This window comes from Kitasatospora sp. NPDC002965 (assembly GCF_040611255.1).
GTDB lineage: Bacteria > Actinomycetota > Actinomycetes > Streptomycetales > Streptomycetaceae > Kitasatospora.
The window spans coordinates 55,077-68,032 of record NZ_JBEXNT010000017.1 but is presented as its reverse complement, the minus strand read 5'-3'; the positions used below and the strand labels follow the sequence as shown (position 1 = coordinate 68,032).

The window sequence follows — 12,956 nt, the reverse complement described above, 5'->3', positions numbered from 1 at the left end:
TCGGGCGGGGCCGGAGCGGGGGTACCGCGGCGCCGTCCGGCGTGCTTCGACGCGGGCCCGCTCCGCCTGCTCGGCCAGCCGGGCCTTGGCCTCGACGCTCCCCGCCCCCGAACCGGACGCCAAACTCGCACGTGAGCTTGTGATTTATCGTCCTGGCCGTTGGGACTCAGTCGAGCCAGATCACCATGGCGTGATCGGCGGAGGCTGCGGCCCGGAAGAACTCGGTCAGAGGGATAAACAGGTCGCGGGCCCATTCCAGGGAGGTCGGCGAGTCCCAGATCTGGGGATAGACCTCGGCTGCGGCGAGTTCCTTGTGGTCAACGCCGTGGATCAGCTCGTCGTAGGTCATCCGGCTCAGCTTGTCGGCGGCCAGCCGTACCCGGTCGACAGTCAGGTACCGCGGCGGTTCGTAGCCCCAGTCATCGGCCTCGGGGATGAGTTCCTCGCCAAAGACGATGTCGACCGGGAAGGCCGACCGCTTCAGCAGGAACCCCAGCAGACTCCAGGTCTGGTGCGTGGTGAAGTGCCGCGCTTCAGCTGGTGCCGTCTCCTCGTCCTCCTGGTCCTGAACGTCGGAGGCGAAGTCCAGGGCCCACTCGGGGTCCTCCAGTGCTCGGGCCAGCTCTCCGGGTGTGACGCGCAGGTACTCGCCGTTCATGGTCATGGGGCGGCAGCATACGCAGCGGTTCCGACAAGAGTTGCGGCTGGTCATCCCGCTCGGCGTGGTTTGGTGCCGATCTTGTGGTGGGTCGGTCGACGGTAGGGCTCGCCGGCGGCCAGGAGCAGGCCCACGTCGTAGCAGGTCGCGGGGCGGCGGTTCCTCGAGCCGGGTGGGTGACCGGGGCCGGGCCGAGCGGGTTTCGGCACTGCGGCTGGCGTTGAGGTTCGGGCGTGTAGGTGTCCAATCCCGCGGCGGACCCGGGTGGGGGTGAGCTTGTTCGGTTCCCCGGAAGCGTGACAGTTCCGCGAACGGCTCGCACTGCCCGCCCTGTCCACTAGACTCACCATCACGGCCTTCGCGTCAAGTCCTCTCCCTCTTGGTCGAGTTCAGGATCGCGCGAAGGCCGTGATGGTGTCCCAGGAACACTCAGAAGAGTGATCACTGAGCCCACGTGTTCGAAGCCGGACGATAGGCCTGGCGGGACCTCAGCCGATCAACGTCCTGCCGCCCGTCGTGACCGCTCGATTCGAGCGAGGGAACCGATGCCAACGACGGCGAGAGCAACGACCCCAAGTTGCTTGACCGTGTCTTCCCAGAGCAGGTTGATCATCCACTGAACTATGCCGTGCGTTTCATTCACGGAGGTGATCGTATGCAGAACCCGAGTGCGTTTTTGCTGGTGAGGGCCAGATCGTGGCAACGATCTGGTGTCAGTTGAACGCAATGGCCGTGCCAGCACCCCAGGAGCGCCGGATCGATGATCACCAGGCTCGCCGGTTCGAGTCCGGACGTTAAACGATAAGGCGAGTGCCTGTTTCCGAACCCCAAAGCAGCAGGTCAACGAGCCATTGATCGGAATGCGAAGTCTGCGGAAGCGTTCGCCGAACGGTCACCGTGACCGTTCGGCGAACGGAACTGCTGGGGTGTGGGATGCGCGGGGCGGTCTTCAGGTAGGCCTTCACCCGGAGGTCGGCGAACGCGCTCGGTGGACCGACTCAGCCTTGATCGTTCTCAAGTTGACCAGCAGCAACTTGGCTCGCGACTCACCTGGTCCCAGGCTACCGACCCCGCAGAGTCCGAGGGCTCAGAAATAGGCACTCAGCAGTACGTCCGGGCCTTCTTGACTGCGGGTTCAACCTGCTGGGGGTCGGCGGTCACGTTGAGCAGCTGCTGCGCCTCCTTCAGGGCGTCGGCGAGCGGCTGGAACTTGGCGTCCGCCAGGGCAGCCGCCCTGGCCAGTTCCTCGGCGCCGACGAGGCGCGCCACCTCGATGTCGAAGGCCTGCCCACCGTCAGTGCCCGGCATCCGTTCCGGCAGTCGACTCACCACCGCACAGGCCAACTCGGCGTCGGTGCCCTGGACCTTGCCGAACGCCGCCCCCGACTGGCAGGCCGTCAGAGCCAGCAACAGACCGACCGCGGCCACAGCAGTTGTCGGACGCCCCATCAGTTCCCCCCGCTCGAAGACTTCCGGCCATCCTCGGGGGCTTCGCTTAGGGAGGCATAGTCCAATCCCGGCCAGCTTGCACGGCTACCGACCCCGCAAAGTCCGAGGGTTCAGAAAAAGGCACTGAGGCCGAACCGGCACCGCAACCGGCGAACCACCCCAGCGTCTGTGTGAGGTGGGGCGATCCCGGGCGGCGCCGGCCGCGGGAACGGAACCAGGCCGAGGCCGCCGTGCGCGCGCTCGGCGACCAGATCCCCTGCTGGGGATTGAGGTCGGGCGCATAGGAGAGGAGCTGGAAGACCGTCAGCCAGTCCTCGTTCGCGGCGATGAACGCCTTCATCGGCGACATCAGGTAGGTGGACAGGTTGTCCCAGCGGAGCGCGACGGGGCCGCCGAGCTGGGTGCGGGCTCGGATGATCAGGTCCCGGTAGTGCTGCCACGTGAAGCCCTTGGGCTTGCCCTTGTGCCCCCGGTGGATACGGAAACGGTAGATCAGCCGGGAACGCGGACTCCCAGACGTTACGCACGCCCGGGCCGACTAGGGTCCGCTTCCTCATCCGCCGCGTACTCCACCAGCCCCACATCCCGGCGCAGCGCGGCGCCGAGTGCATGCCGGGTCGGCCCGGGACGGGCAGGCTGAGGTGGGGGAAGGGTTTGTCGCGCAGGTCGACGAGGAAGGCCACGGCGGCGGAGAACACGCTGGCGGGCGTCGCGGGATGGGCGAGGAGGTCCTGCCTCGCCCATCTCCCGGTAGAACTCGATAGAACAGTCGGCTAGTACTCCAGTCGTAGATCGTGATCATCATGCCTGATTCGCGGCTTGTCTGCGGTAATAACTGGCCTGGGCGCGGGCTTGGTGGTGGCGGCACCAGTGGGACCAGCCGAGCCGGTGGGTCGCGTCGTGGACCGGCCGGATGACGAGTGTGGTGAACAGGCGCTGGATCTCGTTGCAGGTGAGCGGGATCAGGTCGGTTGGTCCGGGTTGCCGGGCATGCTCGCCGGCTCGGACGACGGCGAGGAATGCGTGCGCGAGCATAGCGAGGGTGACCCAGCGGGACCAGGACACGAACCGGCGGACCTGGTGCTCGTCCAGTCCGGCCAGGCCCTTGCCGGACTGGAAGAACTCCTCCACCCGCCACCTTGATCCCGCGACTCTCACCAGCGTGGTCAGCGGCACCGGACGGGACGAGTAGCAGCGGTAGAAGGCGAGTTCGCCCGTGCTGCGATTGCGGCGGATAAGCAGCCGGTGGCTGCCGGGGGCAGGGCGAGCGAGGTCGATGACAGCCCAGTCGTAGAAGCGGTGCCCCTTCGTGCCGGCCCCGGCTGACAGCTTCTGCCAGGCCCGCTTCGGCAGCTTCTTGACCAGGATGTCAGCTCGGAACTTCCCGGCCGGGGTGGGGACTTCGTGAGTGCGGGCGACGGCGAGCACGTAGCCGCAGCCACGTTCCTCCAATGCGGCCCGCAGCTTCGGGTTGCCGCCGTAGACCTCGTCACCGGCGACCCACGGGGCCCGGTGGCCCGCGTCCAGGAACCGGCCGATCATACGGGCGGCCAGCTCCGGCTTGGTGGCGAACGCGGTCTGATCATCGAGCCCGGCGGCCCGGCAGCGGTCGGGCAGGTCGGTCCACGAGTGCGGGACGTACAACTCCCGGTCCACCGCCGCGTGACCGCGCCGGCCCGCGTAGACGAGGTAGACGGCGACCTGTGAGTTCTCGATCCTGCCCGCTGTTCCGGTGTACTGCCGCTGGACGCCAACCGTGTGGGTGCCCTTCTTCACGTCCCCGGTCTCGTCGACCACCAGCACCGCCTGTTCGTCGTGCAGATGTTCCACCACGTAGCCACGCACATCGTCACGGACCTGATCGGCATCCCACTTGGCCCGCCCGAGCAGGTGCTGCATCCCGTCCGGAGCCGCCTCGCCGGCACACTCGGCGATTGTCCAGCAGTTCTTGCGCGGCAGGTCCGACAGCAGCCCGAGCACCAATTGCCGTACCCGACGGCGGGGCTCGACCCGCGTGAACCGTCCTGCGATCCGGCCCATCAGGCCCTCGAACGTCTCCTGCCAGCGGGCAGAGTCTACGCTGTGACGTGCGGCCACCGCATGATCTTCTGTCTTCACACACCGATGATCAGCGGTGGCCGCAACCATGTCCTCAGTCGTCCCAAGGAAGGGTGTGTTCCATGCCGGCACATGGTCAGGAAACGGTGTGTCAGCCTGAGGATGTGCTCAACGCTGTTCTGTATCCGGACCTCGTTCGGTTGGGCGGACTCGCTTCGGCGATGAGTCAGGCCGCGCGGACCGAGGAAATCGACCTGGGCGAGATCCGTGCCGAGCCCGGCCTGCGGGGGGATGGGCGCTTCCTGTCGGCCGAGGTGGAGTCGGACAGGGGAGTGATCTCGGTCGGGCTCGGAGCAGCCAGCAGGGTGTTTTTCGTCAGCATCTGGAATCGCGGGGGTCAGCCGCGAGTATGGACGGAAGGCGCAACCGATGACCTTCGTCAGGTCGTCAAGGCGGCAGATGCCTGGCGCCGGGGCGCCACACTCCGGGTCCTCGCGGAGCGATTTCCTTTCATGAGGCACTCCGCAATGGCCCGGGCGTTCGAGGACGGCGACCCTGTCGCGGCCCAGTGGGACCTTCTCCTTTCGCATGAGCTGTACGTGCGTGAGCGCCCGATGCTGCGGGCTGCCCACTCAGAACCGGGGTTGTGCGCCCTGTTTCCCGCCATCAGCATGGGGTCGCTGATGCTCGTCAGGGATCCCCGTGACGGCACTTCCGCGTGGATTCGGATCGTCCCGCTTTCCGGCGGCGTCTACCGAGTCGAGTCCGCCGAGCTGATCGAGCCGAAGCGCGAGATGCCCTCGCTGGAGGAGGCGCTGCAGTTCGCAGTGGCCCGTCTGGCGCGTCCCGATGGAGGATCGCCGGTGCGATAGGGAGCCGGAGCGACTGTCCAGCCCTCGCTCCACCTTGCGAGTCACAGCCAGCAAAATCACGATCTACGGCTGGAATACTAGGAGTCGGGATGAATCCGCGCAGAGGCTGCCGAGGACGCCCGACCCGACATCGCAGAAGGGTACAGGCCCGGCGCCTCCGAGAGATCATGGCCGGACAGTCGTCCATATCCCAACCCGTCGCGAATTGGGCAGCGGCGAAGCTCCGCAGTGAATTAACATGCATCGGAACGTGAACGCTCGGCACAGCTTTCCAACAGGGCCTTCATCTCCGATACCCCGTCACTGGGGCTCCACGACAGAGGGATCACCGAGTGGCACTCGTCTCGTACCGGGCATAGCGTGGAACTGGTCGAGTGCCGAAGCCGCTGACTCTCGTCCTGTTGCAATCGCTGCAACAGGACGATAAGTACCACTCGAATCGCACCAAATGGGGGCGCGTCACAGAGGTCATCGACAGAGAAGGGTCGCTGGGCAATGTCATCTCCAGAGGAACAGCGTCGAAAGCTGGAGAGGGATCTCCGCCAGCATGAACATCGCGCTGACCGCATCAATGAAGAGATCCGAAACCTCAATAACGAGCTGAGAATCCACAATGTTCTATTGTCGCTCGGGCGAGACAAGAAGCTTCTGAACTTGCTCGATCAGCTGCGCGACGACGAAGTCCTGGCACGCAAATCACGTGAAATCGGCCGCTCGTTCTTCGAGCAACAAGGTGTTGAGCTCCCTCCGGAGATTCAGGTGGTGACCGGCGCCCCGACAGACCAAGGGGCGAGGATACGCGGTGTCTTTCTCGACGATGCCGGGCGCGAGTACGAGGTGGTGTGGGACTCGCAGCGCGGGTTCGACGTGCATCCCGAAGTCCGAGCGAAGAACCCGCTGGACCTCACCCTGTCCCACGCCAAGGAACGGACCCAGCAGAGCACGGACTTCACCCTCACGGGGACTGGGTTCACTCCCCATGGGCAGGTTTCCATGAACATCTTCATGGAGCCGGGGCTCAACGTCCCGAACAAGGACCTCGGAAGTGTATCCGCCAACCATCTTGGCGAGATCAGCAGGTTTCACCGCGCCTGGTACCTTCACGGTCCGGATCCTCAGACCAGGAACCCGGCTTTCATCGCAAGGGACGTGACAGAGGATCAAGCCGCGATCGACGAGGTTTCCAGCGCCTCTTGGTATCCCCTGTTGTGAACGCGGACCGAGCAGGCCTTCGAGTTGCCCGGGGCGAGGTCGACCCCGCCGGCCGCCCTTTCTCCTGATGCCCGGTGATTCGACACCAGTGAGCTGCTCAGGAGCCCCTCCTCGCATGCGCCGAGCACCCGACGACCACCCGGTCGAGACGGCCGTTCGACCACCAAACCCCCAGAGCACTACGACAACAGCTACTTACGCGTCGGGTGCTCGGGCAGGGCGAGCCAGTCCGACCAGGAGATCTCTCGGCCGAGGAACCGCGGCTGTTCGAAGGGCCAGTCGGCGGCGATCCACTGCGGCACGAGCGTGTCGAGGGTCTGCTCGACCTTGCTATACACCAGGTCGTCCACCACCCACCAGGAGATCTCGCCGTCCGCGCCGGCCCTCTCCGGTGGGTCGATGTAGACGCAGCCGAGGAGAGCTGTCTCCGCTGTGTCGAACAGCGCGTAGTTGAAGGACTGGTGTGCGGCGATCTCCTTCTCGTGCCGCAACAGGTCGGCCTGGTCGGCCTCGTAGGTCATGGTGGCTGCGGGCCAGCCCCAGGCTGGGCCGAAGATGGTCCACAGCCGCTCGCGCGAACCCATCACAGCCGGATAGTCGAGCGGGGTGTCCGCCTCCCGGATCGGCCGCAGGTGATGCCCCCCTCCCGGCAGCGGTACCAGGGCAGGATGGACGAAGTTATCGGGGAGCCAGCTCATAGCGCCCGACCGTAGCAGCGCGCGGCCGTCCGCTCCTCTGGATTTTCCCCGTACACCGCCAGGCCCTGCTCTCCTGCCGGGCAGTACCCGCGATCACCCGATCGGGACTCCCGTTCGATCGAGAGAACGGATGATCGGCTCATGGTCATGAGCCGAGGACTACGAGGGGGTCGGTGTGAAGGAACTGCAAGACGCCATAGCCGGTCTGCTGCCTGCCGTGGTGGCGGCGGGGATCCGACCCGAGAGCTGCCCGGCGTGGCTGTGGCGGCCCGGCCGCGTTGAATGCGCCGGGGCATGGGAGGCAGTCTCGACCATCTACAGGGCGCTGACGGGACTGGTTCTACCAAAACAGGCTCCCGCTCGGGAGTGACGGCGTCTGGACCTTGTGCTGACCTACGAGGACGGCCAGCAGCAGATCCTGGAGGTCGATGAGAAGCAGCACTTCACCAGCGCTCGCGCCCTGACCTCGGAGCACTACCCGTCGACCGTGGAGCTCGGCTTCGATGCCGCGCGGTGGCCGGCCCGATCGCGGGGCCTGACCGGGCGCGAACCCGGCGGCGGGTACGCCAAGCCCAGGCCGCCGCAGTTCCCCGGCGACGGCGGCCGCCATCGCCAGCGCGCCTCCGGGACACGCCGGCGGATCTTCTGCCGGCCGAGCATGGCTGGCTGCCGACCATCAGGATCAACGATACGGAGGTCGGCTCCGTGATCACGGCCCCGAATCCCGCTTCCTCGCTCAGCACACTGCTCGGCGAACGTGGTGTGCCGGGCCACGGTCTCGTGTCCCCGCCTGCTGTCCCGGAGCGCATCGGCCCGAACGAGTGAGGGCTCTCCCGTCGCAATCCCAGCAGGCGCCGGGATGGCCCCGACACCGTCAGTCCGTTCAGATCGAGCCGGGCGGCGTGCGCGGTATCCCCGGCCGCCGCGAATTCCCGGGACAACTTCCCAACCCCCCGCGCGGTTCCTGCGCCAGAGCCTACGATCCCGGTGTGACTGAACCCTCGGACTACGAGTTCGAAGCATGGCGCGACATCCAGCGTTTCACAGGCCGCCCGCTGTCCCGGAGAATGGGCGAGGCCGGCGAACAGCTGGCCGTCGGTGCAGCGAAGCTCGGCAGGCGCGCGGCCAAGCGGTTGGAGAGCCACCCACGGGCCCTCTCCGCAGTGACGCGTGGGCAGGAGATCGTCGCCGGGGGAGCCCGGAAGGCGGGTACCGCCGCGCGCAGTGCCGCCGACGCGATGCCCGACTGGAGCGGCGTGGTCGTCCAGTCCACCCGGCAGACGGTGGGGCGGCTGTCGCGAGCGGGACTGACCCCCGCTCGGGTGGTGAAGCGCCATCAGAAGCGCGGTCACGACGTGTCGTCGCTGGCCGACCTTCGCCGGCTCGACCTGGAGCAGATCGACGCGGTGCGGGGGCGCGCGGCCAGTTGGTACTACCCGGCCGCCGCGGCGCTGTCGGGAGCGACGGCGGGGTTGGTGATCTCGGGCGGGGAGCTGGTCGTCGCCGCCTCCGCAGGGGCCGCGGCAGCTCCTTCGGGAGGCATGATCGTGGGCGCCCTCGCCGGCGACGCCGCGATCGTCCTCGGACTGGCGTCCCGGGTGGTCGGCCATGTGTCGCTGTTCTACGGCTACGACCCCGAATCTCCCGCCGAGAAGCTGTTCGTGATGTCCGTGGTCAACGCCGGCACGGCGGTGTCGTCCTCCGCCAAAGTCGCCGCGATGGGCGACATATCCCGGCTCACCCAGGCGCTCGTGCGAGGCAAGGCGTGGGACGTCCTGAGCGAGTCTGTGGTCACGAGGGTCTCGGTGCAGTTCGCCAGAGCATTCGGCATACGCCTCACCAAGAAGGGCCTCGGCAAGGTCGTTCCCGGAGTCGGGATCCTCGTGGGCAGCACCCTCAACTGGTCCATGCTGGAGCGGATCGTCGACACCGCTGACATGGCCTACCGGCGCCGCTTCCTCATCGAGAAGTACCCGCACCTCGGCGACGAGGAGGCGACCGGTTCGTTCCTCGACACCGACGAGGACGGCGTGGACTCCGATGACAGGCCGATCAGCGTCCTCGCCGAACTCTCCGAGGCAGGCGGACCTAATCTTCCCTGATCTACCAGGTGGTCTCGCCGTGCTGTTCGGCAAGTCTCGACGTCCCGCCCACCACGCGAGCGCAACGCTGTTGGTGATACCCCGGGCACGGCTGCTCGCCGCGCAGCGCGCCTCGGGGCTCCTCGGCGTGCACCGTCACCCGGGCCGGCGGGTAGCGGTGCGGCCCGGTGACGTTGCCGCGCCGGAACACCTCGACGATCCCCCGGTCGACCTGGATGGGCAGACGCCCGGGCCGGAACCCCGCGGCTCCGCCGCTTCCGCGTCAGACCACTCTCCGGTCGACGAGCGCGGCCACCTCGGTGAAGTACCCACGAAACAAAGGCTCCTCGCCGGGCGGTACCCGGAACTCGGGCGAGGTGCTGTACCAGAAGGCGGCCCGGTCGGTGCCGTAGAGTGCGGCGTCCGGGTCGCGTACGGTGCCGATGAACAACTGGCCGGGCCGGTCGGGCTTCTTGTAGTACACCAGCGCTCCGAGCCACCGCAGTGGCACCCGAAGCTCGGATCTGCCCCTGCTGAACAGTTCGAACACTCCCCGGTCCACGCGCAGGTGCAGGCTCTCGTGGTCGAACGTCAGCGGCTCCATGGCGGGACGATAACCGGCTCCCGGGTCACATCGCGACCACCCCCACCGCGGCCGCCGCCGCCACGACCAGCACACCCACCACATTGACGGCCATGTCCCGCTTCCAGGAGCGGCGTTCGGCCTCGACGTCCAGGACGAAGTCGGCCGGGTCTGCGGGGGCGTAGTGGATCGTGAGGTCCGATCCCCGCGATCCGGCGGGGTCGGGGATTCCGGACCCGCAGTAGGCCGTGACCTCCCTGCCGTCCAGGGTGGTGAAGGTGACGACCGGCATCAGGGTGGTCGAGGTGTGGCCGTCGTCGGAGTCGACGGTGACACTCCTGAGGACGGCCACGACCCGGCCGGGGACGACGGCCATCGCGGCGAGTCCGTCGATGCGACGGTTCCGGTCACGGACGTTCCCGGGCAGGTGGAACAGGCCTGAGAGGGCCCAGGGCCCGCAGAAGCCGACCAGAGCCCACGGCCATCCCCGGTCGACAACGGCGACGGCGACCAGGCCGGCGTAGACGAGGAAGAGCGAGAAGTTCGGCCGGCCGAGGCCGCGCCCGCCCTCGGAGAACCGATGGGAGAACCGGACGGCGTGGGGTCTGCCGCGCGGGTAGGACACGCCGATCTCCCGGCCCGTCCACGCCACACTGATCCTCTCGCCCCGCTCACCGTCGTTGGTGACGGTGAACTCCTGCCCGGTGGACGGGTCCTGGAACGAGACGACCACGGATATCCCGTCGTTCGGGGAACTCCCGTGCCGCGGCTCCCCCACCCGCTCGATCCGCCCCTTCGCCCGGACCGTCCGCTGCGCCCGGGTCATCCCGGCCAGCGACCTCCCGTACCCGACCAGCGCCAACGCGCCGAACACCCCGCACCACAGCGCCGCATACGCATGCCAGCCCATGGGTCAGCCTCCCGCCGAGACGCGCCGAACAACCTTGCCCTGCCCGTCCGCCTCCAGGTAGGCGGCGCCCTCGGAGCCGGTCACGGAGACCCTGAGGACGACCGTGCCGGTCAGACGGTCGGCGGTGAGCTGCCAGGTGCTCAGGGTGCCGACGCCCAGCGTGGTCATGGCCTCCTGCACCAGGGCGGGGACACGATCGTACGGCAGGGACTCCAGGTCGATTCGGGAGGCCGCCGGGGTGCCGGTCGGGGCGAAGACGACCGTCAGCAGGCGCTCCTGGACGGTGACGGTGAGCGCCCGCTGCCGGTCCTCGCCTCTGGCGAGCGTGGCGACGGAACCGCCCAACCTGCCCTCGTCGAGGAAGGACTGACCGGAGCCGAGGGCCACCGTGCCGGTCACCGACGACACGGTGATCGTGAACGCCGAGGAGGTGCCGGAGGTCGCGACCGGCGGCCGCGCGGTGCCGGTGCCGTCCTCACCGAACAGGTCCGCGCGGAACAGGTCCGCGCGGAACAGCAGGACGACCAGGGCCGCGCCGAGCAGCAGACCGAGGAATCCGACCGCGGTGGCGCCGGCGCCTTCTGCGGGGTCGCTCGCCCGGGCCGGTCCGGGCGCGGAATCGAGACGGGCCGCGGCCACCCGCTCCTCCCACTCCGGGGTCGGGCGTTTGACGATCCTCACCTTCAGCGGCCGGTCCGGCGGGTACTGGACGACCAGGATGCCGCGCGGCCGGTAGTCGGGCAGGTAGGCGACGTTGATGTCCTGGGTGAACTCGACGCGGTACGCGGGTGCGTCGTCCGGTGCGACGGTGAGGTCGAACCTCACCGGCATGTCGCTCGCCTCACCTCTGACGGCCTCCCGGCTCTCGATCATCGCGAGGGCCAGGCACGGCGGGACCGCCGCGTCCCTGGCCCGCCTCGGCATGCCGGCGAGGTAGCGGATCAGGACGTAGACCGCGAGCAGGCACGCTCCCCCGACGATCAGCGGCACGCTCCCCAGGACGATCCCGACAACGACGGCCGCCAGGGACACCCCCGTCACACCGCCCGTGAGGAACCCCCGAGCGAGCATGACAGGCCTGTTCTGTGCGGGCGGCGGCGCGGCGCCCGTGGTAATCGTCATACGGGCGATTGTGCTGGGCTCGGGTGACCTCCGGTAGGTGTCAGCCCTCGGCCGGCTCTCCGGCGAGGCACGACGTCAACGCGCCGGCAACCCCGAGACCGCCGGGGCGCAGCAGGCGCTGCGAGCGGTCGGCGGTCGACGGTGGCGGCCTTGAGGACGCCGGGCACGCCGGGCGCGCCGGTGCGTCGCAGTCCGTCGCGGTGGGGCTTCTCTCCTGACCGGGGGTCAGGGTGTCTCGAAGTCCCGGATCTTGCCGGCTGCGGAGTAGATCTGCTGGTCGGCCCCGTCGAAGGCTGTGAGGTCCGAGGCGGTTCCGGGGTTCACCGCGTAGGCGAAGTACACCTTGCCGCCGTGTGCGGGGGTGAGGTCGACGGGTCGGGGCGGGCCGGACACCGAGCCGGCCGTGAGGCGGGCCACGCGCGGGTCGGCCGCTCCGTAGATCAGTAGGACCCGTGGGTCCAGGTGGTCGAGGGCCACGTTGAGCGGGAGTTCCGCGGACACGGGCGGCTCGCACCCGCCGCCCGCCCGGTGTCCGTCGATGGTGGCCTGCGTACACAGTTGCCCCTGTGCGGACAGGAGTTCCACGCGCCAGGGAACACCTCCCAGGGTGCCTTCACCGATCACTGCGATCTGAGCCGCTGAACCGGCCGGACGCGGTGCGGCCTCCGGCGTCGTCGCAGGACTGGTCGGAGCACATGCGGCCAGGAGCGCCACCGCGAAGGCCAGAGCGGCAAGGTAGCGGTTCGAGATCACGGGGATTCCCTCCGGGCGGGTGTGTCGGTGGCCGGCCCCGGGCCGTGCGGTGCCGGGACCGGCCACCGGTGCGAGGGGTGTCAGGCGGTGTGCGCGGTGGCGCAGGGCGCGGAGGCGTCGTTCCCGCCGTTGTCCTTGCCGTACCACCGCAAGTAGTAGGAGGTGTTGGTGCTCACGCCGATACCACGGGGGTCGGTGCAGCCCTGGCCACCGATCGTGATGGTGCCGGAGGGCGGGACGAAGTCCCCGCTGGCGTGGTAGGAGCCGCTGCCCCACGACTGGCTGAAGGCACTGGCCGGGGTCACCGCGAGGGTGAGGACACTGGTGGCGGCCGCCGCCACCGCAGCGGTCCGGGCCAGGGAACGCCGAGAGACTGTCATCACATGCCTCCTGGGAATGCGCCGCCTCCGGGCGACGCGCCGATGACTACGCCGGAGGGTCGGGGCCTTGGTGCGTGGCCCCGACCTTCCGTCACGAGCGGGACCGGTGTGGCGGAGCCCGACTCCGCGCCCGGCTCGACCGGCTCGGCGACCTCCGTCGTGGTCACCACCGCCCCGGCG

At 68.5% G+C, this 12,956-nt stretch carries 13 protein-coding genes; 4 read left to right on the top strand and 9 right to left on the bottom strand.

The window, feature by feature from the left end; translation table 11 throughout:
- Nucleotides 1–166: 166 nt before the first annotated feature.
- The 3 genes from ABZY91_RS10370 to ABZY91_RS10360 all read right to left on the bottom strand — a co-directional run bounded on the left by ABZY91_RS10370 (nucleotide 167) and on the right by ABZY91_RS10360 (nucleotide 4,147).
- Nucleotides 167–664, bottom strand: coding sequence for a YfbM family protein (locus ABZY91_RS10370; RefSeq protein WP_355401350.1), 498 nt, complete (start codon nucleotides 662–664; stop codon nucleotides 167–169).
- Nucleotides 665–1,759: 1,095 nt separating this feature from the next.
- Complete coding sequence (locus ABZY91_RS10365) at nucleotides 1,760–2,068, bottom strand: hypothetical protein (protein WP_355401348.1); 309 nt, start codon at nucleotides 2,066–2,068, stop codon at nucleotides 1,760–1,762.
- 840 nt (nucleotides 2,069–2,908) lie between these two features.
- Nucleotides 2,909–4,147, bottom strand: coding sequence for an IS701 family transposase (locus ABZY91_RS10360; RefSeq protein ID WP_355401401.1), 1,239 nt, complete (start codon nucleotides 4,145–4,147; stop codon nucleotides 2,909–2,911).
- Between the two features lie 140 nt (nucleotides 4,148–4,287).
- Between ABZY91_RS10360 and ABZY91_RS10355 the strand changes: the two genes are divergently transcribed.
- Complete coding sequence (locus ABZY91_RS10355) at nucleotides 4,288–5,037, top strand: DUF6193 family natural product biosynthesis protein (RefSeq protein WP_355401346.1); 750 nt, start codon at nucleotides 4,288–4,290, stop codon at nucleotides 5,035–5,037.
- 495 nt (nucleotides 5,038–5,532) lie between these two features.
- Nucleotides 5,533–6,249, top strand: coding sequence for a hypothetical protein (locus tag ABZY91_RS10350; protein ID WP_355401344.1), 717 nt, complete (start codon nucleotides 5,533–5,535; stop codon nucleotides 6,247–6,249).
- Between the two features lie 191 nt (nucleotides 6,250–6,440).
- Here ABZY91_RS10350 and ABZY91_RS10345 read toward each other — a convergent pair whose 3' ends face one another.
- Nucleotides 6,441–6,947 (bottom strand): N-acetyltransferase, encoded by a 507-nt coding sequence (locus ABZY91_RS10345; RefSeq protein ID WP_355401342.1) that lies wholly within the window; start codon nucleotides 6,945–6,947, stop codon nucleotides 6,441–6,443.
- 385 nt (nucleotides 6,948–7,332) lie between these two features.
- Here ABZY91_RS10345 and ABZY91_RS10340 point away from each other — a divergent pair, with 385 nt between their 5' ends.
- Nucleotides 7,333–7,656 carry a hypothetical protein gene (locus ABZY91_RS10340; protein WP_355401340.1) on the top strand — a complete coding sequence of 108 codons (324 nt, stop codon included), beginning with the start codon at nucleotides 7,333–7,335 and terminating at the stop codon, nucleotides 7,654–7,656.
- Nucleotides 7,657–7,936: 280 nt separating this feature from the next.
- Nucleotides 7,937–9,049, top strand: a complete 1,113-nt coding sequence (locus ABZY91_RS10335; RefSeq protein ID WP_355401338.1) for an EcsC family protein — start codon at nucleotides 7,937–7,939, stop codon at nucleotides 9,047–9,049.
- Nucleotides 9,050–9,311: 262 nt separating this feature from the next.
- On the opposite strand, the gene ABZY91_RS10330 is transcribed toward ABZY91_RS10335, so the two are convergent.
- From ABZY91_RS10330 to ABZY91_RS10310, 5 genes are all read right to left on the bottom strand, one after another.
- Nucleotides 9,312–9,632 (bottom strand): hypothetical protein, encoded by a 321-nt coding sequence (locus ABZY91_RS10330; RefSeq protein WP_355401336.1) that lies wholly within the window; start codon nucleotides 9,630–9,632, stop codon nucleotides 9,312–9,314.
- Between the two features lie 25 nt (nucleotides 9,633–9,657).
- Nucleotides 9,658–10,521, bottom strand: a complete 864-nt coding sequence (locus ABZY91_RS10325; RefSeq protein ID WP_355401334.1) for a DUF3592 domain-containing protein — start codon at nucleotides 10,519–10,521, stop codon at nucleotides 9,658–9,660.
- Between the two features lie 3 nt (nucleotides 10,522–10,524).
- Entirely contained in the window at nucleotides 10,525–11,643 is a 1,119-nt protein-coding gene (locus tag ABZY91_RS10320) for a hypothetical protein (protein ID WP_355401332.1), read from the bottom strand.
- A gap of 225 nt (nucleotides 11,644–11,868) precedes the next feature.
- Nucleotides 11,869–12,144, bottom strand: a complete 276-nt coding sequence (locus ABZY91_RS10315; RefSeq protein ID WP_355401330.1) for a hypothetical protein — start codon at nucleotides 12,142–12,144, stop codon at nucleotides 11,869–11,871.
- A gap of 332 nt (nucleotides 12,145–12,476) precedes the next feature.
- The gene (locus tag ABZY91_RS10310) at nucleotides 12,477–12,776 is read right to left on the bottom strand and encodes a hypothetical protein (RefSeq protein WP_355401328.1); all 300 of its coding nucleotides are present in this window, start codon (nucleotides 12,774–12,776) and stop codon (nucleotides 12,477–12,479) included.
- Nucleotides 12,777–12,956 lie beyond the last annotated feature (180 nt).